23 protein-coding genes and 2 pseudogenes are annotated in these 21,343 nt (G+C 70.1%); 15 read left to right on the top strand and 10 right to left on the bottom strand.

Annotation, left to right across the window (positions count from 1 at the left end; translation table 11 throughout):
* Window positions 1-32: 32 nt before the first annotated feature.
* Complete coding sequence (locus tag ACIOMQ_RS25260) at window positions 33-527, bottom strand: hypothetical protein (protein WP_362199354.1); 495 nt, start codon at window positions 525-527, stop codon at window positions 33-35.
* A 157-nt stretch (window positions 528-684) separates the two neighbouring features.
* On the opposite strand from ACIOMQ_RS25260, the pseudogene ACIOMQ_RS25265 reads away from it, so the two are divergent.
* From ACIOMQ_RS25265 to ACIOMQ_RS25280, 4 genes and pseudogenes are all read left to right on the top strand, one after another.
* Window positions 685-1,227 (top strand): annotated as a pseudogene (locus ACIOMQ_RS25265) (aminoglycoside phosphotransferase family protein); the annotation flags it as partial.
* A gap of 185 nt (window positions 1,228-1,412) precedes the next feature.
* Window positions 1,413-2,714, top strand: coding sequence for an alpha/beta hydrolase family protein (locus ACIOMQ_RS25270; protein ID WP_402190433.1), 1,302 nt, complete (start codon window positions 1,413-1,415; stop codon window positions 2,712-2,714).
* Between the two features lie 357 nt (window positions 2,715-3,071).
* On the top strand, window positions 3,072-3,941 hold the full coding sequence (locus ACIOMQ_RS25275) for an isocitrate lyase/PEP mutase family protein (protein WP_362199363.1): 870 nt from the start codon (window positions 3,072-3,074) through the stop codon (window positions 3,939-3,941).
* 138 nt (window positions 3,942-4,079) lie between these two features.
* Entirely contained in the window at window positions 4,080-4,532 is a 453-nt protein-coding gene (locus ACIOMQ_RS25280) for a hypothetical protein (protein ID WP_362199366.1), read from the top strand.
* A gap of 1 nt (window position 4,533) precedes the next feature.
* Here the strand turns inward: ACIOMQ_RS25280 and ACIOMQ_RS25285 are convergent.
* From ACIOMQ_RS25285 to ACIOMQ_RS25305, 5 genes and pseudogenes are all read right to left on the bottom strand, one after another.
* Window positions 4,534-4,659, bottom strand: a pseudogene (locus tag ACIOMQ_RS25285) (DUF4440 domain-containing protein); the annotation flags it as partial.
* A 66-nt stretch (window positions 4,660-4,725) separates the two neighbouring features.
* Window positions 4,726-5,145: a low molecular weight phosphatase family protein gene (locus ACIOMQ_RS25290; protein WP_401266211.1), complete on the bottom strand. Its 420-nt coding sequence runs from the start codon at window positions 5,143-5,145 to the stop codon at window positions 4,726-4,728.
* Complete coding sequence (locus ACIOMQ_RS25295) at window positions 5,138-5,953, bottom strand: ASCH domain-containing protein (RefSeq protein WP_401987092.1); 816 nt, start codon at window positions 5,951-5,953, stop codon at window positions 5,138-5,140. The genes ACIOMQ_RS25290 and ACIOMQ_RS25295 overlap by 8 nt, the downstream gene beginning before the upstream one ends.
* A complete protein-coding gene (locus tag ACIOMQ_RS25300; protein ID WP_402190436.1) occupies window positions 5,874-6,359 on the bottom strand; it encodes a hypothetical protein in 486 nt (161 codons plus the stop codon). Before ACIOMQ_RS25300 ends, ACIOMQ_RS25295 begins: the two co-directional genes overlap by 80 nt.
* A complete protein-coding gene (locus ACIOMQ_RS25305) occupies window positions 6,356-6,772 on the bottom strand; it encodes an ATP-binding protein (protein ID WP_401266218.1) in 417 nt (138 codons plus the stop codon). Before ACIOMQ_RS25305 ends, ACIOMQ_RS25300 begins: the two co-directional genes overlap by 4 nt.
* Before the next feature lie 193 nt (window positions 6,773-6,965).
* Here ACIOMQ_RS25305 and ACIOMQ_RS25310 point away from each other — a divergent pair, with 193 nt between their 5' ends.
* The 4 genes from ACIOMQ_RS25310 (at window position 6,966) to ACIOMQ_RS25325 (ending at window position 9,101) form a co-directional block, all read left to right on the top strand.
* On the top strand, window positions 6,966-7,820 hold the full coding sequence (locus ACIOMQ_RS25310; RefSeq protein ID WP_401266220.1) for a helix-turn-helix domain-containing protein: 855 nt from the start codon (window positions 6,966-6,968) through the stop codon (window positions 7,818-7,820).
* On the top strand, window positions 7,817-8,035 hold the full coding sequence (locus tag ACIOMQ_RS25315; RefSeq protein WP_401266223.1) for a DUF397 domain-containing protein: 219 nt from the start codon (window positions 7,817-7,819) through the stop codon (window positions 8,033-8,035). The genes ACIOMQ_RS25310 and ACIOMQ_RS25315 overlap by 4 nt, the downstream gene beginning before the upstream one ends.
* Before the next feature lie 141 nt (window positions 8,036-8,176).
* Window positions 8,177-8,380, top strand: coding sequence for a DUF397 domain-containing protein (locus ACIOMQ_RS25320; protein WP_362199391.1), 204 nt, complete (start codon window positions 8,177-8,179; stop codon window positions 8,378-8,380).
* A 55-nt stretch (window positions 8,381-8,435) separates the two neighbouring features.
* Complete coding sequence (locus tag ACIOMQ_RS25325; RefSeq protein WP_401266230.1) at window positions 8,436-9,101, top strand: nitroreductase; 666 nt, start codon at window positions 8,436-8,438, stop codon at window positions 9,099-9,101.
* Window positions 9,102-9,161: 60 nt separating this feature from the next.
* Here the strand turns inward: ACIOMQ_RS25325 and ACIOMQ_RS25330 are convergent, their stop codons facing one another.
* On the bottom strand, window positions 9,162-9,293 hold the full coding sequence (locus ACIOMQ_RS25330) for a hypothetical protein (RefSeq protein ID WP_362199396.1): 132 nt from the start codon (window positions 9,291-9,293) through the stop codon (window positions 9,162-9,164).
* 39 nt (window positions 9,294-9,332) lie between these two features.
* On the opposite strand from ACIOMQ_RS25330, the gene ACIOMQ_RS25335 reads away from it, so the two are divergent.
* Window positions 9,333-10,457 (top strand): SpoIIE family protein phosphatase, encoded by a 1,125-nt coding sequence (locus ACIOMQ_RS25335; protein ID WP_362199399.1) that lies wholly within the window; start codon window positions 9,333-9,335, stop codon window positions 10,455-10,457.
* Between the two features lie 28 nt (window positions 10,458-10,485).
* Here the strand turns inward: ACIOMQ_RS25335 and ACIOMQ_RS25340 are convergent, their stop codons facing one another.
* On the bottom strand, window positions 10,486-10,974 hold the full coding sequence (locus ACIOMQ_RS25340; RefSeq protein WP_402190439.1) for a hypothetical protein: 489 nt from the start codon (window positions 10,972-10,974) through the stop codon (window positions 10,486-10,488).
* Between the two features lie 209 nt (window positions 10,975-11,183).
* Between ACIOMQ_RS25340 and ACIOMQ_RS25345 the strand changes: the two genes are divergently transcribed.
* The 6 genes from ACIOMQ_RS25345 (at window position 11,184) to ACIOMQ_RS25370 (ending at window position 19,392) form a co-directional block, all read left to right on the top strand.
* The gene (locus ACIOMQ_RS25345) at window positions 11,184-12,128 is read left to right on the top strand and encodes an LLM class F420-dependent oxidoreductase (RefSeq protein ID WP_362199405.1); all 945 of its coding nucleotides are present in this window, start codon (window positions 11,184-11,186) and stop codon (window positions 12,126-12,128) included.
* 10 nt (window positions 12,129-12,138) lie between these two features.
* Entirely contained in the window at window positions 12,139-12,936 is a 798-nt protein-coding gene (locus tag ACIOMQ_RS25350) for a glucose 1-dehydrogenase (RefSeq protein ID WP_362199408.1), read from the top strand.
* 117 nt (window positions 12,937-13,053) lie between these two features.
* A complete protein-coding gene (locus ACIOMQ_RS25355; protein WP_362199411.1) occupies window positions 13,054-14,175 on the top strand; it encodes an LLM class flavin-dependent oxidoreductase in 1,122 nt (373 codons plus the stop codon).
* A gap of 192 nt (window positions 14,176-14,367) precedes the next feature.
* A complete protein-coding gene (locus ACIOMQ_RS25360) occupies window positions 14,368-16,107 on the top strand; it encodes an amidohydrolase family protein (RefSeq protein WP_401266240.1) in 1,740 nt (579 codons plus the stop codon).
* Entirely contained in the window at window positions 16,104-17,567 is a 1,464-nt protein-coding gene (locus tag ACIOMQ_RS25365; protein WP_401266242.1) for an aldehyde dehydrogenase family protein, read from the top strand. Before ACIOMQ_RS25360 ends, ACIOMQ_RS25365 begins: the two co-directional genes overlap by 4 nt.
* Window positions 17,568-17,826: 259 nt before the next feature.
* Entirely contained in the window at window positions 17,827-19,392 is a 1,566-nt protein-coding gene (locus tag ACIOMQ_RS25370; RefSeq protein WP_362199420.1) for an APC family permease, read from the top strand.
* A 223-nt stretch (window positions 19,393-19,615) separates the two neighbouring features.
* Here the strand turns inward: ACIOMQ_RS25370 and ACIOMQ_RS25375 are convergent, their stop codons facing one another.
* Both ACIOMQ_RS25375 and ACIOMQ_RS25380 read right to left on the bottom strand, forming a co-directional pair.
* The gene (locus ACIOMQ_RS25375; protein ID WP_402190443.1) at window positions 19,616-20,284 is read right to left on the bottom strand and encodes an endonuclease; all 669 of its coding nucleotides are present in this window, start codon (window positions 20,282-20,284) and stop codon (window positions 19,616-19,618) included.
* Entirely contained in the window at window positions 20,281-20,925 is a 645-nt protein-coding gene (locus ACIOMQ_RS25380; RefSeq protein WP_362199426.1) for a DNA polymerase ligase N-terminal domain-containing protein, read from the bottom strand. The genes ACIOMQ_RS25375 and ACIOMQ_RS25380 overlap by 4 nt, the downstream gene beginning before the upstream one ends.
* Window positions 20,926-21,343: the final 418 nt, after the last annotated feature.

Genomic DNA, 21,343 nt, shown 5'->3' on the forward strand with positions numbered 1-21,343 from the left:
GCGTCGTCTCACGTCAGGGGCGGGAGCGGAAACTATGCCTTGCTGTTGTGGTGCGTGATGTCCCAGTGGCTGCCCTCGTTCGCATACACGTTGCCTGCGGGGGACTTGTACAGGGCGGCGCCGTCACTGCGCTTCCCCGCCTTCGCGAACTTGCGCTTGATGTAGTTGTTGACGCACGGGACCTTGGTGGAGATGTCCGTCTTGTATCCGTTGCGATGGCTGTACGTACCGGGGGTGTGGCCCACCTCGGTCCCTCCCGTGATGACCACCTGGCAGCCGCTGATCTTCTTGAAGGCGATGACGCCCGCGACGGACGCCTTGTTGATCCGGGTGAACGACGTGCACGACTTCTTGTTCCAGTCGGAGCACTTGCCGCTGGACGTCCAGGTGACTCCCGCCTTCTTGAGCACGGCGGCGGCATCTGTGTGCTTCGCGTACTTCGCCGGTGCGGCGGCCTGTGCGGTACCGGCCATCAGCAGGACCGAAGCGGCTGCCGCGATCAGCGTGCGGGTGGACAGAAGTTCCATGCGCTTCAAGGTGTGCTCCTTCTCTTGTGCGTGGACGAGAACCTGCCTGGCCGTGTGGGGCGGTTCCAAGCCCGGGAATCCTGCCCAGCCTCCGACGCCCCTCGTGTCACCCATTGAGTGAAAGGCGGGCGTCGGAATGGACGGCAGGTCTCCGGCTCACCGGGTACGGGTGACGGACGCGACCCGGCCGCGCGACTACGAGGCGTGGACCGCGCCGGACCGGGTGCGGGTGCCCGGGACGAGCGGAGGGACGCGGCTCTGGCGGCGCGCGGTCGACGTCATCCGCCGCGAGCCGCCGGCGTACACGCCCCGGTTCCTGCACCGCGACTTCCACCCGGGCAACGTGCTCTTCACCGGCGGCGGGGCGGACCCGCTTATCAGCGGAGTCGTCGACTGGGTCGAGACCTCCTGGGGCCCCGCGGACCTGGACGTCGCCCACTGTTCGACGGCGCTGGCGCTGCTGCACGGCGTTCCGGTTGGCATGAGCTTCGCCGAGCAGTACGCGGGCGCGGGCGGCCGGTTGGCCCGGAACGGGGCCGACCACCTCTGCTGGCGGCTTCTGGACGCGCTGGCCTACGCGCCGGACGCGGAGAAGGTCGCGGTCCCGTGGCGGGAACTCGGGCGGACCGATCTGACGCCCGAGGTGCTCACAGCGCGCCTGGAGGGCTATGCGGAGTGCCTTCTCGACCGGTTCGGCTGAGCCGCAGGGGTTTCGAGGGGGAGGCCGGACCTCCCCGGCCGGCCCCGGTCCTCGACCGCCGGATGACAAATGTCAGCGAAAGCGGTGAGAAATCACAGCAGTTCGCCGACCGTGCGGCTCCTAGCGTTGCGGCAGGGCATCCATGAGCCCGTGCCCCGGGCTCGCCTTCCACGAAGGAGACCGCCATGCAGCGTCCGGCCCCGTCCCTGCCGAGCAGCATTCCCAAGACCAGCAGGACCAGCGAGACCAGCAGGACCACCGGGATCAGCAGGAGGCGGATGGTGGCCGCGGGCACCGCCCTCGCCGCGGGTCTCGCCGTGACCGCCGCCGCCCCCGCCCCCGCCGCCTCCCCCGCCGCTAAATCGCCCCGCCGGGTGCCGGGTGACGACCAACCGCCCGTACGGCTCGTCCTTCCGCGGCCGAGCGGTCCCCACCGCCTGGGTACCGTGGCGCTTCATTTCAGCGACCGAAGCCGTCGGGACCCCTGGGTCGCCGCGCGGCCGGTACGGGAACTGATGGTTCAGCTCTGGTACCCCGCCCGTGCGGCCGTCGGACTGCCCAGGGCGCCCTGGATGACCCGGCAGGCCGCCGAGGTCTTCCAGCAGACGGGTTACCTCCTTCCCCAGTACGCCACGCTGCCGGACACCCACGCCCGCACCGGCGCGGCGGCGGACCCGCGCGGGGGCCGGCGCCCGGTGATCCTCTACTCCCACGGGCACGGCCAGCACCGCAGTTCCAGCATGGCGCTGGTCGAGGAACTCGCCAGCCACGGATACATCGTGGTGACCATCGACCACACCTATGACGCCGGGCAGGTCGAGTTCCCCGGTGGCCGGGTCGAGAAGTACGCGATGCCTCCCCTCACGGACGAGGACGACGACCCGACGATCCTCAAGGCGGTCGACGTGCGGGTGGCCGACACCCGTTTCGTACTGGAGGAGCTGTCGCGGCGCGTACGGGGCCGCCGGGATCCGCTGCCGCACGGGCTCGGCGACGTCCTCGACCTGTCCAGGACCGCCATGTTCGGCCACTCGCTGGGCGGGGCGACCGCGGCGTCGGCGATGGCGGCAGGGGTACCGATCGCGGCGGGCGCGAATCTCGACGGCAGCCTCTTCGGTCCGGTGGTGGCCGAGGGACTGCGCAAACCGTTCCTCCTGATGAGCGAGGACGCGGACAACAATCCGAGCTGGTCCGAGATCTGGCCCCGGCTGCGGGGCTGGCGCCGCCGACTCCGGCTGACCGGTACCCGGCACTTCTCGTACACGGACTACGAGACGTTCCTGCCGCAGGTCGCCGACCGGCTCGGCGCGACCGACGAACAACTGGCCGAGGTCGTCGGGCCGCTCGACGGGATGCGCGCCATCGAGATCCAGCGGCGCTTCCTGCTCGCCTTCTTCGACCTCCACCTGCGCGGTCGCCGTGCCCCGATCCTCGACGGACCGTCGCCCCGGTATCCGGAGGTGCGGTTCGCCGGCGGTGCCGGATGATCCGGAGGAGACCGGCCCCGGCTTCCTGACACCGTCAACCGAAGTCCGGCACTTGCCCGCGAAGTGTCGTACACAAGGTCAAGTGCGGCGTGTCCATAGGTAAAGAGACGGTCATGTCTGTATAGGTATACGCGTCTTCGTACAGAGGAAGATTTTGCGTTCCGGTGTTCCCGCACTCGCCGCATCGGCTTGCTGCTGAACCGCCGGCACCCGCGAGCCCCGATCCACCTTCCGGTGGCCCGGTGGCTTCCGGTCCGGTCCCGGTATCACCGGAGCCCACATCACCCGTCACTCGGCGCATCGTCGATGCGCCGAGCACCGATCCGCGAACCAACGACCCATGGGCAAGGAGACGCTGTGCGTTACGGAAGTGCGTTGAGGGAAGAAGTCCGAACTCCGGGAACCACCCCGCTCATCGGTATCTACGACATGTACTCGGCGTCCGTCGTCGCCCGGCACTACGACGGTTTCTTCGTATCCGGATTCGGCTTCGCAGCCTCCCACTACGGGCTCCCCGACATCGGTTTCATCGCGTGGCCGGACATGGTGGCCTTCGTCGAGCGGCTGCGGCTGGCCTTCCCCACCCACCACCTGCTGGTCGACATCGACGACGGCTACGTCGACCACGAGGTCGCCTGCCACGTGGTCCAGCGGCTGGAGAGGATCGGCGCCTCCGGCGTCATCCTGGAGGACCAGAAGCGTCCGCGCCGCTGCGGCCACGCGGACGGCAAGCAGGTGCTTCCGCTGGAGGAGTACCTGGAGAAGCTCAACCTCGTACTGGAGAGCAGGCGCGATCTGGTGGTCGTCGCCCGCACGGACGCCACGGAGGAGAACGAGATCCTGCGCCGGGCCGAGGCGCTGGCAGAGACGGACGCCGATGTCGTCCTGGTCGACGGCGTGCGCAGCGTCGAATGGATCAAGCGGATCCGGAAGGTGGTCGGTGACAAGCCGCTGCTCTTCAACCAGATCGCGGGCGGCAAGTCGCCCCGGCTCTCGCTCTCCGAACTGGCCGATCTGGAGTGCCAGGTGGCCATCTACAGCACCCCCTGCCTCTTCGCCGCGCACGTGGCGATCGACAACGCGCTGACGGATCTCAAGCAGTCCGACGGGCGGCTCCCCGAGTTCGTCCCGGCCGAGGGGATCGGGGTGCAGCGTTCGACGGAGCTGCTGGAGAAGAACATCAGCAGGCATCACCCGGCCCCCGAGCCCATGGCCGTGACCGCCTGACGCGGACTGCGCGCCGGGAGCGGGGGGAGCGCCCGGCCCGCATCCGCTCCGCCCGAACGCCGGGGCCCCGTGGCGCACCCCCACGCCCCACGGGGCCCCGGCACCACGTGAACCACAGCGAGAGAAGGACACGGACACATGGCACGAACCGTCCAGTCCAGGGCACGGGCCGCCCTGGTGATTGCACTCGGGGCACTCTGCCAGGGCCAGTTGGCCACCGGCACCGCCTGGGCCGACGCCCCGGACGGCGGCATGGAGACCCACCACGGGCCCTCCTTGATCACCATCGACAACTCCAACGCCGACTCCTGGCTGGAGGTGGATCGCACGCTCAACGTGCTGGGCCCCTTCAGCAAGGGCACGGCGGGCAGCGACCACGACGGCGGCGGGGGCGCGATCGACCAGAACGTGACCTCCTCGCAGGGCGTGGGCGTCCAGGCCGCCCCGGACGAACAGGCCGACGAGGACGAGGACAACCTGCCGCCGGCCCCCGCAACACCGGGAAGCCCGTCCCCGGAGAGCGCGGCGACCGGCGGGGACGACCCGGAGGGCGACGCGGATCACGACACGGGCGCCCCGACAGCCTCCTGATTTTCTGCCAGAGCGAACTCCGCCGTGCCCGGTCTCCATCCAGCATGGTCTCGTAGCTGAGGTGAACCAGCCCGGGTGCCAGCAGGACACCGGTGATCTTTGAGGGCTCGTAGCGCGGACCGCTTTTTCACGGGGAACAGCTGACCGCTTCTTCCCGAGGAACAATGGACGGCCGGAGTGCTTGGGGTGGTGTTCAGGCCGTATGGGGCATCCCGGTGGCTTCCTGGATCTTCAGGACGGTTCTGGCGAAGTCCTCCGGGCCACCTCCCCAGGGGTCGGTGATGCCCTCGCCGAGGACGGAGACCGGTTGGCCCGGACCGGCCGGCGCTTCGACGGCCAGGGCGGTTTCGTCGTCCACTGCGATCAGGTCGTCAGCCCAGGAGAGAAGGTCCTCGTCCAGGAGCTGGCCCCGGTGCTCGGTGAGGTCGTAGCCGAAGGCGGCGGCGGCCTCCACCGCCAGGGGATGGGCGGACTTGCCGACATGCCAGTTGCGGGTGCCGGCCGAGCGCACCTCCAGTGTCCCCCCGGATCGCTCGGCGATGATCACGGCCGCGATCGGGGACCGGCAGTGGTTGCCCTTGCAGACCACCAGCACCCGCCGGGGCCTATTCATCGGCGTCCACCCGCTCGATCTCGAACGTGAGGACGCCGAGGGCTTCCTTGTGAGGCGGGAAGATCGCCTGAACCGCCCGCAACTGTTCGGCCGCGGTGGCGTTCGGGTTGACTGCCTTCACGTCCTCGGTGCCGAACATCTCCTTGAACGTCCCGTACCGGCCGATGCGCTTGACTCGGGTCAGGCACTCTTCACCGCGACAGGTGAAGTTGAGCAGGTCCCCGGCCTTGATCCGTTTCATCGAGTCGTAGGCCACCCGGACTTCGACGGTCTTGGAACCGTCGGCGATCAGGTCGAAGTACTGCTTGTAGATCTGGATGCTGCGGGGACGGCCATGTGCCTGGGACTGGTTCCTGGCAGGTCGGCGGCTGGTCATCAGAGTTTCCAATGCGGTCGTGGTGTAGGACCGGTAGAAGTGCCTCGGATCGCTGAGCATCAGCTCCCCGACACCGGTGAGCGCTTCCACGTAGTCCGCTTGCGTGCCGGGCCACACAGCCGGATTCAGCAGCCACTCGGCGGTGCTGCCTCCCGGCGGGTCTCCGGCGTCGACAGTCGTGTTCAGGAGGCTCTTGGAGAGCTTCCCGCCGTCGCTGCCGAGGATCTGAGGGGTGAAGATCCGAAGCGGCACCGGGACAGCAGATGTGCCGATGGCCGCGTGTGCGCCGTCCACCAACTGGCAGCCGAACGCCCAGTCGCCGCCCTTCACCATGACGTGCAACGTGCCGTCTTCAGGGCGGCAGGACCGTTCCTTGACGACATTGCGGCACAGAGTCGCCAGGTCCAGGTAGCCGCCGCCCAAGGGCGTCACGTCCGTCTCGTACCAGCCGTGGGCGTGGCACCTTGCCTCGAACAGGGCACCCGAGCAGCCGGGCCAGGCGTTCGGCGGTGGCCGGTGAGGTGCTGCCGAGCGCGATGTGACCGTCCCGGACCTGGATTCCCGGCAGGTCGAGGCGGTAGGCGTCGACGATGTCACGTAAGGCCCGCGCGGCCTTGAGCGTGCGCTTCGTACCCGTCCGGACCAGCCGGGCCAACTGGCTCGCCTCGCCGGGGGACAGCGGTCCCAACTCGACCCGGCCGGGCTGTGGTTCGCCATGGTGCCTCGCGAGCGGGACGCGGATGCCCGCCTCGCGCAGCGCGGAGCCGAGTTCGGCCGCCGCGTGCCGGGAGGACGGCCGGTGGTCGAGGGCATGCGCGGGGGAGTCGTGGCGCCTCATGCGACGCCCCTCCGGCGTGAGCTGCGCAGGTCCGCCCAGACGTCCTTGCCGTACGGGGCGGGCTCGGAGCCCCAGTTGGCGGCCAGTCCACCGATGAGCGCGAGCCCCCGCCCGCTCTCGGCCATCCAGTCCGGGACGCGAGGTGTGGGAGGCGTCGGGCTGGAGTCGCCGACGGTGATGCGTACGCCGTCGGTGCGGCGCCGGAGTGTGAGGGTGCAGCGCGGCGAGGGGGTGTGACGGTCGACGTTGGTCAGCAGTTCGTGGGCGCAGAGCGCGGCGGTGTCCGTCAACTCCCGGAAGTCCCACAGGTCCACCAGGCAGGCGACGATGCGGCGCATCTGGGCGAGTGACTGCGGGTGTACGTACAACTCGTGGCGGTAGTGCGGGGGTTCTGTCTCGGTCGTGGCGTTCATGGCTCCTCCTGGGTGATGTGAGGGCGTGCCAATCGATCAATGCGCAGTGGTGGACCGACTGCTCTCGGTCATGCGGAGGATGGTGCCGCGAGAGTCATCTCTTAGGCAACTATTCCATAAGTGATTCATGCGTACGGGTGCAACTTGCCGGTGGCAGTTGTGCACCGTTGAAGGGCGTGACCATCATGTGGCCATGGCTCAGAGCGACATGCCCACCATGCGTAGCCGCCGACTCGGCGGCGAACTTCGTCGACTTCGTCTGGAAGCCGGTCTCAAGGTGCAGGATGCTTCCGACGCCTTGGAGTGCGGGCAGCCCAAGATCAGTCAGATCGAGAACGGCAAGCGAGGTATCCGTCCGCTCGACCTGACCACGCTGCTCAATCTGTACGGAGTCGAGGACGAGCGGCAGCGGGCGAATCTGAAGCGCCTGGCGAAGGAGATCCACAAGGTCGACTGGTGGAGCGGGCACGGCCCACTGCTCCACGACGAGCTGAAGGACTATCTGACGTTGGAGGCGGACTCGCAGGCGGTCCGCACCTTCCAGCCGGTGCTCGTGCCGGGCCTTCTGCAGACCGAGGCGTACATGCGGTGCCTGTTCGGGGCCGCATCATCCGAGAACCAGATCGAGGCTCTGGTCCAGACGCGCATGAAGCGCAAGGAACTCCTCGACAACACTGCGGGGTTCCGGCTTCGAGCGGTGATCGACGCACCGGCTCTCCACCGGATCGGGGGAGGGGCCGATGTCGTCCAGGAACAGTTGCAGCATCTGCTGAGCGCGGGCTCCCGATCGAACATCACCATCCAGGTTCTTCCGCTGAACTCCGTACTGCCCATGGAGCAGTACGTGTCGTTCGCCGCACTCAGCCTGCTGCCGGAACCCCCGGTCGAAGTGGTGTGGTTGGAGCACATCACCGGTGGTACGTTGCTTGAGCAGCGTGCGGATGTTCAGAGGTATGCGAAGGCGTGGGACGAATTGACCGCCGCCGCACTCTCCCCGACCGCCTCCCGGCGGTACATTCACGACCTCATCGAGGAAAGCGGATCATGACCGAAGAACTGGATTCCCCGGCTGCCGAACTGGAGGCCGCGGCCTGGCACACGAGCACCTACAGCGGCTCGAACAACGACTGCGTCGAGCACGCCGCTCTGATATCCGGTCGCCAGGCCGTGCGCGACAGCAAGGACCGGGGCCTGGGCGCGCAGGTTTTCGGGCCCTCCTCGTGGCGGGTGTTTGTCTCCGCCGTGTGTGACGGCGTGATCTGAGGAACGCGTGGCGGGGCATGACCGGTACCGGCTAGCTTTGAGGAATTGCGGGCATCGGCTCTCGCGACGCGTCAGTCCATGCAGCTGATCGCGGAGATCGCGCGGGAGTTCGCGGACAGAACCTGAAGGTGGACACAGCAGATGGCGCGACACGGCCTCCCCGAGAACGCGTGGACGAAGTCCTCGTACAGCGCTGACAACGGGGGGTCGTGCGTCGAGACCCAGGTGACGCCGGACGCCCTGGTGGCAGTCGGGGACAGCAAGGACCGGGGCCTGGGCGCGCAGGTCTTCGGGCCCGCCCCGTGGCGGGTGTTCGTCGCTGCCGTGTGCGAGGGCGCGATCTGAGGCGGGAGTTCCGGGGCTCGGGGCTCATCGCGGAACGGCAGGGGGGAGCAGCGCCATGGACGTGTACGAGGCCGTGGACAGCCGTAGGGCCGTGCGGGCGTTCAGCGACAAGCCGGTGCCCGTGGACGCACTCCAACGCGTGCTGGCCGCCGCGACGCGGGCTCCATCGAGCGGGAACCTCCAGCCGTGGCACCTGTACGCCGTGACCGGCGAGCCCCTGGCCGAGCTGAAGCGCCGCGCGACGGCTCGGGCGCTGGCGGGGGACCCGGGGGACGAGCGGGAGTACCCGATGTACCCGGCCGACATGACCTCGCCGTACACGGACCGGTTCTCCGCCGCGGCCGCCCAGCGGTACCGGGCGCTCGGGATCGAGCGCGACGACCCCGACCGCCCCAAGAAGATCGCCACTCTGAACGCGGGGGCATTCGGGGCGCCGGTCGTGCTGTTCTGCTACCTCGACCGGACGATGGGGTCCGCGCAGTGGTCGGACCTGGGGATGTACCTCCAGACGGTCATGCTGCTGCTGAGGGCGGAGGGGCTGCACAGCTGCCCCCAGATGATGTGGTCGATGTACCGCACGACCGTCGGCCAGGTGGTCGGGGCCGATGACGGGCACATGCTGTTCTGCGGTGTCTCGGTGGGGTACGAGGACGAAGGCGTACCCCCGCTGCGCACCGGCCGGGCGGACCTGACGGAGACCGTGCGCTTCATCGGGGCGTGAGTCGTCGATCCGGCCGGGTCGAGGGCGGGGCCGATGCCACTGCCCTTCGGGCCTGGCCGGTCAGTTGGTGATGTCCTTCACCACGGCCGTTCCGGCCGGCGGGGCGAGCGCCATCCGTTCCGCGTCACGCTGTGTGACCGTACGGCGCGGCCGCGGCGGCATCCAGAGGCGCGTGCCGCGTAAATCCGACATGGTGTAAGTGGGACCTCACTGTGTCCAGGCGGGACAGCCATGAAGCAACCGGAGATCGATTACAGGGCGGTGTTCCAGGCACTCCCGGGGGCGGTGGCCCTCCTCACTCCGCAGTTGTTCTTCGCGGACGTCAACAAGGAGTGGCTGCGCGTGGTCAACCGTAGCCGCGAGCGTGTGATCGGCCACTACATGCCCGATGACTACGCCGACACGCCGAACCATCCCAACGCGGCCGTGGCGCGCAACATCGGGGAGTCCCTGCGCCGGGTCGCGAGGACCGGCAGGGCCGAGACCATGGAGTTGCAGCGGTTCGACCCGACGGGCATCACCGTCCGGCCCCGGACGGTGGATGCGCGCTTCTGGAGCATCACCAACATCCCTGTCCCCGACGCGGACGGACGGGTCGCGATGCTGCTGCACCGGGTGGCGGACGTCACCGAACTGATCCAGGCCCGCGCGGTCGCGCTGAGCCTGCAGGAAGCGATGCTGCCCGCGCCGCGTGCGATCGGGCATCACCCGGTGGCCGTGCGTTACCGGCCTGCCGTCCGCGCGCTGGAGGTGGGCGGCGACTGGTACGACCTGGTGGACCTGCCGGGCGACCGCCTCGGGGTCGCCGTGGGCGACGTGGTCGGTCACGGGCTGTCCGCGGCCACCGTCATGGGGCAACTGCGCAGCGCGCTCAGCGCCGCCTCGCGCTCCTGCGGCGGCCCCGCCCGCGCCCTGGAGATCCTGGAGCTGTACGCCGACTCCGTCGTAGGGGCCGAGAACACGACGGTGGCCAGCGCGCTCATCGACTGGGAGACCCACCACATCACCTACAGCAGCGCCGGTCATCCGCCACCGGCCCTGTTGCGGAGTGACGGCAACGTCGAGTTCCTGGACCGGGCCACCGACCCACCGCTCGGCGCCCGCCTCGACCGCGGCCCCTGGGCGCAGGCCACGGTGCCCTTCACCGAGGGCGCGTTCCTCGTGCTCTACACCGACGGCCTGATCGAGCGCCGGCACGAAGACATCGACACCGGCCTTTCCCGGCTGGCCGCCTCCCTGACCCGCCATCGCGGAACCCAGGCCGAGGCCGGAGATCTCGCCGATGCCCTGCTGGCGGATCTGCTGCCCTCGACAGGGCTCAGCGACGACACCGCCCTCGTCATCGTGCCGCTGTAGGCGGCAGCGGTGAGCTCCGGCCGCGGGGTCACAGCGCGACGGCGCGCCTGCGTACCAGGAGGTTCTGCGTGCCCAGGCCGATCGCCAGGTACGCGTACAGCGACGCGGCCCCCAGGGATCCGGTCCCGGCCGCGTGGTCGGTCCACAGCGCCAGCCCGGTGTGAACGGCGACCGAGGCGACCCACAGTCCGGTCGTCGCCACCGCCCCCCGGCGCAGCACCTCGCCCCGGGGCTCACGCCAGATCCGTACGGTCCTGGCCCGCACCGCTCCGAACAGCCCCGCGACGGCCAGGCTGGCCAGCACTTCGAGAAGGACGACGGGCAGTGCGGTCAGGGAATGTTCCTTGACGACCGAGGCGATACCCAAGGCGATCAGAGCGGCGCCCAGGACGCCGAGGATCGCCGGGACGATGAGCGAGACGTTGCGCCGCACGGGACGGATGCGCAGCTGCTGTCGCACCACGAAGCCGACGTTCACCAGAGCTATGACGAGGCCCCCGCCGTTCATACTCTGCATGCCAACTCCCCGTGGTGGGACTGCTGTTGTATGAATCAGTCAACACTGATCATTATGTTGCGATCGAGCGCGACCTCCTGTTCCGGGGCTTGGGTGACTGGCCCCTTCCCGGCCGCCCACCCCTTGTCTGATGCAGCGTCAGGTACGACGATGACCCCGCGCCCCGTTGTGTGACGGTGCGTCAGATCTTCTCGGGAGGAGGCCGCACGGTGCCGATATCACCCACCGGGCCGCTGTCGTACGGGATGCAGCTGCCGATCCAGTCGCAGAGCACCATCTACGCCGAGGGGTGGGAGGCGGCGGCCACTGTGGCCGACCTCGCCGCGATCGCCCGCACCGCCGACCGCACCGGCTTCGCCTATCTGGCGAGCTGCGACCACGTCGCGATCCCGCGCAGGCTCGCCGGGGTCATGGGCACCGTCTGGTACGACCCGGTCGCCACCCTCGCCTTTCTCGCCGGGATCACCGAGCGGGTCCTGTTGATGAGCCATGTCGCGGTGGTGGGGCTGCGGCATCCGCTGGCCACCGCCAAGCACTACGCCACCCTCGACCACCTCAGCGGCGGCCGGCTGATCCTCGGGGTCGGGGCCGGGCACGTGAAGGAGGAGTTCGAGGCGCTCGGGGCGGACTTCGAGGGGCGGGGCCGGGTGCTCGACGAGGCCGTGGACGCGCTGAAGGCGGCGCTCGGGCCCGAGGAGTACCCGGAGTTCGCGGGGGAGCGGTTCTCCTTCGCCGGGCTCGGACAGCTGCCGCGACCGGCCCAGGAACGGGTGCCGGTCTGGGTGGGCGGCTCCTCGCCCGCCGCCGTGCGCCGGGCCGCGGTGCGGGGTGACGGCTGGCTGCCGCAGGGCGATCCGCGGGAGAAGCTGCCCGCGCAGATCGCCCGGCTGAAGGAGCTGCGCGAGGCGGCCGGGATCGAGGACCCGATCGTCGTCGGCGCGATCACCGAGCCGCTGTACGTCGGTGAGCCCGAGTGGTCCGTGGGGCGGCGCACCCTCGCCGGCAAGCCCGAGGTTCTCGCCGAGTCGCTGCGCGCGTACGGAGCCATGGGCGTCCACCAGATCCAGGTGCGGTTCCGCAGCCGGAGCCGCAGCGAACTGACCGACCAGATGGCGGCGTTCGCCGCCGAGGTCGCACCCCATCTCGACAGGTAGGAGTCAGGCCATGGGCAAGCTGGACGGGCGCGCCGTGCTGATCAGCGGTGCGGCGCGCGGACAGGGCGAGCAGGAGGCGCGGCTGTTCGCCGCGGAGGGCGCGCGGGTGGTGATCGCCGATGTGCTCGACGAGCAGGGCGAGGCGCTGGCCAAGGAGATACGGGAGGAGCTGGGGGCGGACGTCGCCCGGTTCGTCCATCTGGATGTGAGCCGGGAGGAGGACTGGCAGGCCGCCGTCTCTGCCGCGAAGGACGCCTTCGGCAGGATCGACGGGCTGGTCAACAACGCGGGGATCCTCCGGTTCAACGAGCTGGTGGCCACGCCGCTGGCGGAGTTCCAGCAGGTGGTGCAGGTCAATCAGGTGGGCGCGTTCCTCGGGATCAGGAACGTCGCGCCCGAGATCGAGGCCGCGGGCGGCGGGACCATCGTCAACACCGCCTCGTACACGGGGCTCACGGGCATGGCGTTCGTGGGCGCGTACGCCGCCACCAAGCACGCGGTGCTCGGGCTGACCAAGGTGGCGGCGGTGGAGCTGGCGGCGAAGGGGATACGGGTCAACGCGCTCTGCCCCGGGGCCGTGGACACCGCGATGACCAACCCGGCGGCGCTGGATCCCACCGCGGACCCGGAGGAGTCCAGGGCGGCGGTGGCCGAGCTGTACCGGAAGCACGTACCGCTGGGGCGGATCGGGCGGCCGGAGGAGGTGGCGGCGCTGGCGCTCTTCCTGACCTCGGACGACTCCTCGTACATCACCGGGCAGCCGTTCGTCATCGACGGGGGATGGCTGGCGGGCGTCAGCCTGTTCTGAGCCGCACGAGTTGATCTGACGCAGCGTCAGGTATTGACGGGTGCGAGTGCCGGTGGAACAGTCGGACGCATCACGATCTGACGGTGCGTCAGAAACGATTGAGGACGGTGAACCCCCTTGGAATTCGGGCTCTTTGTACAGGGGTACGTGCCCGCCGCACGGGCCAAGAGCGACCCCGGGGCAGAGCACAAGGCGCTGATCGAGGAGACCGAGTACGTCATCCAGGCGGACAAGTCCGGCTTCAAGTACGCCTGGGCCTCCGAGCACCACTTCCTGGAGGAGTACTCGCATCTCTCGGCCAACGATGTGTACCTGGGCTACCTCGCGCACGCCACCGACCGCATCCACCTCGGATCCGGCATCTTCAACCCGCTCGCCCCCGTCAACCACCCCGTGAAGGTGGCCGAGAAGGTCGCCATGCTCGACCACCTCTCCGAGGGCCGCTTCGAATTCGGCTCCGGGCGCGGGGCCGGCAGCCACGAGATCCTCGGCTTCATGCCGGGCATCACCGACATGAACCACACGAAGGAACTCTGGGAAGAGACCATCGCCGAGTTCCCCAAGATGTGGCTCCAGGACGAGTACGCCGGCTTCCAGGGCAAGCACTGGTCGCTGCCGCCGCGCAAGATCCTGCCCAAGCCGTACGGGAAGTCGCACCCGGCGATGTGGTACGCGGCCGGGTCGCCGTCCTCGTACGCGATGGCGGGGAAGAAGGGGCTCGGCGTGCTGGGCTTCAGCGTGCAGAAGGTCTCCGACATGGAGTGGGTGGTCGAGTCCTACAAGACGGCCGTCAAGGAGGCCGAGCCCGTCGGGGACTTCGTCAACGACAACGTCATGGTCACCTCCACGGCCATCTGTGCCGAGACGCACGCGAAGGCCGTCGAGATCGCGGTGGGCGGCGGGCTGAACTACCTGCAGTCGCTGCTGTTCCGCTACCACGACACGTTCCCCCGGCCGGAGGGCATACCGGAGTGGCCGGAGCTGCTGCCGGAGTACTCCGAGGAGATCATCGAGCTCCTGATCGCCGAGGAGCTGATGATCTGCGGCGATCCGGACGAGGTGCTGCGGCAGTGCAAGCGGTGGGAGCAGGCGGGGGCGGATCAGCTGAGCTTCGGGCTGCCGATCGGGATCAGCCGCGAGGACACGCTGAACTCGATCAGGCTGATCGGTGAGCACGTGATCCCGGAGATCGACACGGACCCGGTGCATCGGACGTCCCGCTTCCGCGACGCGGCGTAGTGGGTCCGGGGGCTCTGCCCCCGGAACCCCGCTCCTCAATCGCCGGAGGGGCTTGATCGCGCCCGGCGGGGCTGGATCCAGCCCCGCCGAAAGCTGCGGCGTCTTCCCGGACCGCCGCTGCGTGGAGCCGGGGTGCGGGTCGCGGCCGTGCGCACCCCGGCTCCACATCCACCACAGAAGGGGACCCCCGTCATGCTCGACCACCTCATCCGCGGAGCGACCGTCGTGGACGGCACCGGCGGACCCTCGTACCGCGCAGACGTCGGCATCCGTGACGGCCGTATCGCCGTCATCGCCGAACCGGGCACGCTCGCCGAGGAGGCCGTCACCGCCGAGGACGCCACCGGCCTCGTCCTCGCCCCCGGTTTCGTCGACCCCCACACCCACTACGACGCCCAGCTCTTCTGGGACCCGTACGCCACCCCGTCCATGAACCACGGCGTCACCACCGTCGCCGGAGGCAACTGCGGCTTCACCCTCGCCCCGCTCCACCCCGAACGCCCCGAGGACGCCGACTACACCCGCCGCATGATGGCGCGGGTGGAAGGCATGGCCCTCACGGCGCTGGAGGAGGGGGTCGACTGGAACTGGTCCAGCTTCCGCGAATACCTCGACGCCCTCGAAGGACGGATCGCCGTCAACGCCGGGTTCATGGTCGGCCACTGCGCCCTGCGCAGACACGTCATGGGCGCCGACGCGATCGGCGGGCAGCCCACCCCCCAGCAGCTCGACGCCATGCTCGCGCTCCTCCACGACGCGATGGACGCCGGGGCCTGGGGGCTGTCCACCACCCAGTCCGCCACCCACTCCGACGGGGACGGACGACCGGTCGCCTCCCGGCACGCGCTGCCCGAGGAGCTCCTCGCCCTCTCCCGCGCCGTCGGCGAGCACGAGGGCACCCAGCTCGAAGCGATCGTCGCGGGCTGCCTCGACCAGTTCGCCGACGAAGAGATCGAACTCCTCGTCGACATGACGGCCACCGCCGGACGCCCGCTGAACTGGAACGTCCTCACCATCGACGCCGCCGTCCCCGAACGCGTACCGCGCCAGCTCGTCCCCAGCGAACGGGCCCGCCGGGCCGGCGGCCGGATCGTCGCCCTCACCATGCCGATCCTCACGCCCATGAACATGTCGCTCGGCACCTTCTGCGCCCTCAACCTCATCCCCGGCTGGGGCGACATCCTCGCCCTTCCCGTCCCCGAACGCATCGAGCGGCTCCGCTCCACCGCCACCCGCGCCGAGATGCTGCGCCGCGCCGACAGCAAGGAGGCCGGCGTCTTCCGCCGCCTCGCCGACTTCGGCCGCTACGTCATCGGGGACACCTACAGCGCCGCCAACGAGGGGCTGAGCGGACGCGTCGTGGGCGACATCGCCGCAGAACGCGGCCAGGACCCCTTCCACTGCCTCGTCGAGATCTGCGCCAACGACGGACTGCGCACGGTGCTGTGGCCCATGCCCACCGACAACGACCCCGACTCCTGGGCGCTGCGACAGCAGACCTGGGAACACGAGGACGTCATGCTCGGCGGCTCCGACGCGGGCGCGCACCTGGACCGGATGTGCGGCGCCCCGTACACCACCCGCTTCCTCGGCGACTGCCTGCGCCGGCGCAAGCTCCTCCCCCTCGAACAGGCCGTCAGGATGCTCACCGACGATCCCGCCCGCCTCTTCGGGCTCCGCGACCGGGGCCGGATCCAGGAGGGCTTCCACGCCGACCTGGTCCTCTTCGACCCCGAACGCATCGACGCCGGGCCCGCCACCCTCGTGCACGACCTGCCCGGCGACAGCCCCCGGCTCGACTCCAAGGCCATCGGCATCGTCTCCGTCCGCGTCAACGGGGTGGAGACCCTGCGCGACGACAAGGTGACCGGCGCGGTCCCCGGTACGGTGCTGCGCTCGGGCCGCGACACCCGGACGGTGAGCACCGTATGAGCGACCGGAACCGGCGCCTGTTCATCGGCGGGCAGTGGACCGAACCCGACCACGGGCACTACGAGGTGATCAACCCGGCCACCGAGGAGGTCGTCGGCCTCGCCCCCGAGGCGAGCCGTGAGCAGGTGTACACGGCGGCGTCCGCGGCCCGCGAGGCCCTCGCCGGCTGGTCCCGCACCCGCCCCGAGGAGCGGGCCGCGATCCTCGACCGGGCCGCCGACCTGATGCAGCGCGACCTCGCCGGCAACGCCGCGCTCGCCCAGGCGGAGAGCGGCGCCACCACGGCGACGGCCAGAGGCATGCAGGTCGCCGTCGGCGCCGCCCGCTTCCGCCGGTACGCCAGGGGCGCCCTGGAGCCGGTCGAGGAAGCCGTCGCACCCCAGATCAACGAGGCCGGGCCGATGGGCCGGGCCGGTGTCTTCGGGGCGCTCGCCGTACGCCAGCCGGTGGGCGTCGTCACCTGCATCACCTCGTACAACAACCCCTGGGCCAACCCGGCCGGCAAGGTCGCCCCCGCACTCGCCATGGGCAACACGGTCGTCGTGAAGCCCGCACCGCAGGACCCGCTCTCCGTCTACCGGATGGCCGAGGCGCTCGAAGAGGCGGGCGTTCCGGCGGGCGTCGTCAACGTCGTCACCGGATCGGGCCCGGAGGCGGGCGAGGCGGCCGTCGACTGCGAGGACGTCGACATGGTCAGCTTCACCGGCTCCACCGCCGTCGGACAGCGCATCGCCGAGGTGTGCGGGCGCTCGATGAAGCGTCAGCTGATGGAGCTGGGCGGGAAGGGCGCCGCCGTCGTCCTCGACGACGCGGACCTCGACTCCGCGGCGGCGGGCATCGGCACCACGTTCTCCTTCTACAGCGGGCAGATCTGTACGGCCCCGACCCGCGTCCTCGTCCAGCGCGCGGCCCACGACGCCCTGATCGAGAAGCTCACCGCGTACGCGGGCCATCTGAAGGTGGGCGACCCGACGGCCAGGGGCACGGTCGTCGGCCCGGTCATCTCCGCCGCCCACCGCGACCGCGTCGAGTCGTACGTCGAACTCGGCCGGAAGGAGGGGGCGCGGATCGTCACGGGCGGCGAACGCCCGGCCGGACCCGGCCGGGGCTTCTACGTCGCGCCCACCCTCCTCGCCGACTGCACTCACGACATGCGCGTCGTCCGGGAGGAGATCTTCGGCCCGGTCGTCGTGGTCGTCCCCTTCGACGACGAGGAGGAGGGCATCGCACTCGCCAACGACAGCGACTACGGACTGATCGACTACGTCTGGTCCTCGGACGTGGCACGGGCCTTCCGGGTGGCCCGCCGGCTGCGCGCGGGCGGGGTCGGGGTGAACACCGTCGGGCGGAACATGGAGGCCCCGTTCGGCGGGTTCAAGAAGAGCGGCGTCGGGCGCGATGTCGGCTCCTACGCCCTGCACGCGTACAGCGAACTCCAGGCGATCGTCTGGCCGGGCTGAACCGGTGGACGCTGTGCGCGGCCCGGCGGGTGTCCGCTGAGCGGACACCCGCGGGAAAATTTTGAATCCCCACAAAACGGACAGTGCTGCGATTCCCGTACGGTGCTGCGATCAGGGATCGGCCTCTTATTGGAAGGGCGTGTGCGTCGATCGCCTTCAATTCACGCTCACTTATCCGTTCTGTCATCCGAAATTCAAGGATGGGAGGGCGGAGTCTCATCCTCCGAATGTGGATATCGCAGCGCTTAACGTCCTTTCCATGACACAGCTGGACGTGCGGCCGCAGGCCGGAGACACGGTCCGGGGAGCCGCCCCGGCCGACGGCGGAGTGCGCGGCAAGGGCCTCGGCGGGAACTCCGTCGGCCTGATGGGCAGCGCGGTCATCGGCATCTCCACCGTCGCCCCCGTCTACTGCCTCACCTCCACGCTCGGCTCCACGGCGGGAGAGGTCGGCGTGCAGATGCCCGCCGTCTTCCTGGCCGGCTTCCTGCCGATGCTGCTCGTCGCCTTCGCGTACCGCGAACTCAACAAGGCCATGCCGGACTGCGGCACCTCCTTCACCTGGACGGTGAAGGCGTTCGGCCCGCGCGTCGGCTGGATGTGCGGCTGGGGCCTGGTCATCGCGACGATCATCGTCCTGTCGAACCTGGCGGGCGTCGCCACCTCGTACTTCTGGCTCCTGGCGGGCGAGATCACGGGCAAGGGTTCGATCGCCGCCCTGGACGACAGCAAACCCGTCCACATCCTCAGCTGCCTGATCCTGATCGCCATCGCCACGGCGATCAGCTACCGGGGCATGACGGCCACCAAAGGGATCCAGTACGCCCTGGTGGGCCTTCAGCTCGTCGTCCTCGCGCTGTTCGTGGTGATGGCCGTACAGAAGGCGCGCAGCGGGGAGTTCGCCTCGTCGCTGCACTTCTCCTGGTCCTGGCTGAACCCGTTCGCGGTGCAGTCCTTCGCGGCGTTCACGGCGGGGCTCTCGCTGTCGATCTTCATGTTCTGGGGCTGGGACACCTGCCTGACCGCCAACGAGGAGACCATCGGCAGCGAGAAGACCCCCGGGCGCGCCGCTCTCATCGCGATGGTCGTGCTCGTCGGCTCCTACCTGGCGACCGGTGTCGCCGCCCAGATGGCCGTCGGCTCCGGCGGCTCGGGTCTCGGCCTCGCCAACCCGGCCCACTCCGACAACGTCTTCGCCGCACTGGCCGGCCCGGTCATGGGCCCCGGCCTCGGCGTCCTGCTCTTCATCGCCGTACTCGCCTCGGCGGCGGCGAGCCTGCAGACCACCTTCATCCCGGTGGCCCGCACCGTCCTGGCGATGTCCACCTACGAGGCCCTGCCCGCCTCGTACGCCCGCGTCCACCCGCGCTTCCGGACCCCGGGCAGGGCCACGGTCACCGCGGGCGTGGCGACCGGCGTCTTCTACACGGTCATGACCCTGGTCAGCGAACACGTCCTGGTCGACACGATCTACGCGCTCGGCCTCATGATCTGCTTCTACTACGCGCTGACGGCCTTCGCCTGCGCCCGGTACTTCCGCGCCGAGCTGACCCGCTCCGTCCGCGATCTGGTCTTCAAGGGCCTCTTCCCGGTCGTCGGCGGCATCCTGCTCACCGCGGTCTTCGGCAAGACCCTCTACGACATGTGGAATCCCGCGTACGGCTCCGGCTCGTCGGTCTTCGGGGTCGGCTCGGTGTTCGTGATCGGTGTCGGGCTGCTGCTGCTCGGCGTGGTGCTGATGCTGGTGATGCGGCGCCGCAGCCCGGCGTTCTTCCGCGGCGAGGTGCTGACGAAGGAGACTCCGGCGCTGGTCGTGGAGGACTGACGGGCGTTGGTCGTGGAGGACTGGCGGGCGTTGGTCGTGGAGGACTGGCGGGCGTTGGTCGTGGGGGACCGGCGGCCGAGCCGTCCGGCCGCGCTCTTCACCGCCCGAGGCCCCGGCGCCGCCGGCCCGAACGGCCCGCTGCTGACCGCCGGGCGCACCGCCGCCGGGCGTCGGCCGTGGCCCGGGGGCGGCGGGTGCTCCGGTCCCGCGCCGTCCGCCGTCCTCAGGTGGCGTGCTCCATGACGTCGTCCACGACGTGCTTGTCCAGCGCCGCACGCACCAGGGCCGCCGCGAGCACCGCGTCGGCCTCCCCGCCCCGCTCCTCTCCCTCGGCCTGCTCCGCCAGGTGTGCGAGCTTCGCCGGAGAGGCGGGCAGTCCCAGTTCCTCCGCGCCCTGAAGTGCCTTCCCGTCCAGGAACGGTGCCGTCTCCGGCCATACGGCCTGCACCTCGCGTACGAAGATGTCCGCACCGGCCGGGCCCATGCCCGGGGTCCTGCGCAGCCCGCCCCGCAGGACGTCCAGGTCGCCGTCGGCCTCCTTGCGCAGCCGCCGCAGATCGCCCCCGTACTCGACCAGCAGGAGCTCCGCCCCGTCGCCGAGCTGGGTGGCGGTCCGTTCGTCGTAGCGCCGGTAGCCGCCCTCGCCCAGTGCGTCGACGCGCTGCTGCCAGGTCGCTCCGATCATCCGGTCCGGGGACCGCATGCCGTGGGCGAACAGCGCGCGTGCCGCCGCCACCGCCGCGGACGCCCGGATGCGGGCACTCAGCAGATCGCTGAGGACGAGGAGTTGGTACAGGGGCTGCGGGGTGTTCCGCAGCCGGATACCGGCCTCGGCGGCATAGGTGGTGCCGTACCGGTCGAGAAGCACCTCCACGGTCCGGCGCGCGGTCACGGAGACCCGCCTCCCTCCTCGGCGGCGACCTGCTGCAGCGTGCGCCCCGTACGGGCCGAACGGGCCCGGTACGGGTCGGGCGCGTCCGGCCCGTCCTGGGTGGCGAGCCGGTCCTTGGCCTTGATCAGCAGCCATATCTCCCCGCCCGGGGCGCCCTCCTCGCCGCCTTTCTTGAAGCGGGTGAGGGCGAACTCGCCGTGCAGCCTGGTGCCGTCCAGCCAGAAGGTCGCGTGCCCGTTCTCCAGGGACTGCTCGAACGGCACCGGTGCGCCCCAGCGGTCGTGGCTGAGCGGCCGATAGGTGCCCTGGTCCCAGACGATCACCGTGCCGCCGCCGTACTCGCCCTTCGCGATCACTCCCTCGAACGTGCGGTACTCCAGCGGGTGGTCCTCGGTGGGGACGGCCAGCCGCCTCTCGCGCGGGTTCTCCGAGGGACCGCGCGGCACCGCCCAGGACTTCAGCACGCCGTCGACCTCCAGCCGGAAGTCGAAGTGCATGCGCCGTGCCTGGTGGATCTGGACGACGAAGCAGGGCGCCGGGCCCGGCCGCTCCCCGTCGCCGTGCGGTTCCGCGGTCGCGTCGAAGTGCCGTTTGCCGCGGTAGTCCCGGAGCCGGTCGTCGTTCTCGCCGGTCGCGTCCATCCGGATACCTCCTCCGGCAGCCCCGCCCGATGTCCCCCTTCCACTGTGACGCCCCCGGGCGTGAAGTGCACAGGGGCGGTGCACAGGGGCGGCGGGGCGTGCAGGGGCCCTAAGTATGTCGACATCAAGTATCTTGACATCGAGATGGTTGGCCCGGCAAGCTCCCCCTGATCTGCCGATCTCCCGATGTCGAGGCATGCGGCCGGGATGTATCGGGACGCATCGGGACACATCTGAGGGGGCGTGCCATGCGGCGCGACAAGGACAGCGGGGCACCGGCGACCCCGCAAGGCGGACCGGCGGGGCCAGGGGGACGAGGCGGACCAGCGGGGCGGGGCGGTTCGGCGGGACCAACGGGGCAAGGCGGTTCAGCGGCGCGGGGCGGGCGGGGCCTCCTGGCCCAGCTGCGCAATCCGCC

Source organism: Streptomyces sp. NPDC087845 (assembly GCF_044742755.1).
Classification (GTDB): domain Bacteria; phylum Actinomycetota; class Actinomycetes; order Streptomycetales; family Streptomycetaceae; genus Streptomyces.

What these genes read in the sequence shown, in the direction of transcription:
- ACIOMQ_RS25370 (WP_362199420.1), top strand. Translation starts at nt 17,827, where the DNA reads ATGACACAGCTGGACGTGCGGCCGCAGGCCGGAGACACGGTCCGGGGA.
- ACIOMQ_RS25325 (WP_401266230.1), top strand. Translation starts at nt 8,436, where the DNA reads ATGGACGTGTACGAGGCCGTGGACAGCCGTAGGGCCGTGCGGGCGTTC.
- ACIOMQ_RS25300 (WP_402190436.1), bottom strand. Translation starts at nt 6,359, where the DNA reads ATGAGGCGCCACGACTCCCCCGCGCATGCCCTCGACCACCGGCCGTCC.
- ACIOMQ_RS25380 (WP_362199426.1), bottom strand. Translation starts at nt 20,925, where the DNA reads ATGGACGCGACCGGCGAGAACGACGACCGGCTCCGGGACTACCGCGGC.
- ACIOMQ_RS25315 (WP_401266223.1), top strand. Translation starts at nt 7,817, where the DNA reads ATGACCGAAGAACTGGATTCCCCGGCTGCCGAACTGGAGGCCGCGGCC.
- ACIOMQ_RS25350 (WP_362199408.1), top strand. Translation starts at nt 12,139, where the DNA reads ATGGGCAAGCTGGACGGGCGCGCCGTGCTGATCAGCGGTGCGGCGCGC.
- ACIOMQ_RS25305 (WP_401266218.1), bottom strand. Translation starts at nt 6,772, where the DNA reads ATGAACGCCACGACCGAGACAGAACCCCCGCACTACCGCCACGAGTTG.
- ACIOMQ_RS25335 (WP_362199399.1), top strand. Translation starts at nt 9,333, where the DNA reads ATGAAGCAACCGGAGATCGATTACAGGGCGGTGTTCCAGGCACTCCCG.
- ACIOMQ_RS25280 (WP_362199366.1), top strand. Translation starts at nt 4,080, where the DNA reads ATGGCACGAACCGTCCAGTCCAGGGCACGGGCCGCCCTGGTGATTGCA.
- ACIOMQ_RS25260 (WP_362199354.1), bottom strand. Translation starts at nt 527, where the DNA reads ATGGAACTTCTGTCCACCCGCACGCTGATCGCGGCAGCCGCTTCGGTC.
- ACIOMQ_RS25340 (WP_402190439.1), bottom strand. Translation starts at nt 10,974, where the DNA reads ATGCAGAGTATGAACGGCGGGGGCCTCGTCATAGCTCTGGTGAACGTC.
- ACIOMQ_RS25290 (WP_401266211.1), bottom strand. Translation starts at nt 5,145, where the DNA reads ATGAATAGGCCCCGGCGGGTGCTGGTGGTCTGCAAGGGCAACCACTGC.
- ACIOMQ_RS25270 (WP_402190433.1), top strand. Translation starts at nt 1,413, where the DNA reads ATGCAGCGTCCGGCCCCGTCCCTGCCGAGCAGCATTCCCAAGACCAGC.
- ACIOMQ_RS25320 (WP_362199391.1), top strand. Translation starts at nt 8,177, where the DNA reads ATGGCGCGACACGGCCTCCCCGAGAACGCGTGGACGAAGTCCTCGTAC.
- ACIOMQ_RS25310 (WP_401266220.1), top strand. Translation starts at nt 6,966, where the DNA reads ATGGCTCAGAGCGACATGCCCACCATGCGTAGCCGCCGACTCGGCGGC.
- ACIOMQ_RS25330 (WP_362199396.1), bottom strand. Translation starts at nt 9,293, where the DNA reads ATGTCGGATTTACGCGGCACGCGCCTCTGGATGCCGCCGCGGCCGCGC.
- ACIOMQ_RS25360 (WP_401266240.1), top strand. Translation starts at nt 14,368, where the DNA reads ATGCTCGACCACCTCATCCGCGGAGCGACCGTCGTGGACGGCACCGGC.
- ACIOMQ_RS25365 (WP_401266242.1), top strand. Translation starts at nt 16,104, where the DNA reads ATGAGCGACCGGAACCGGCGCCTGTTCATCGGCGGGCAGTGGACCGAA.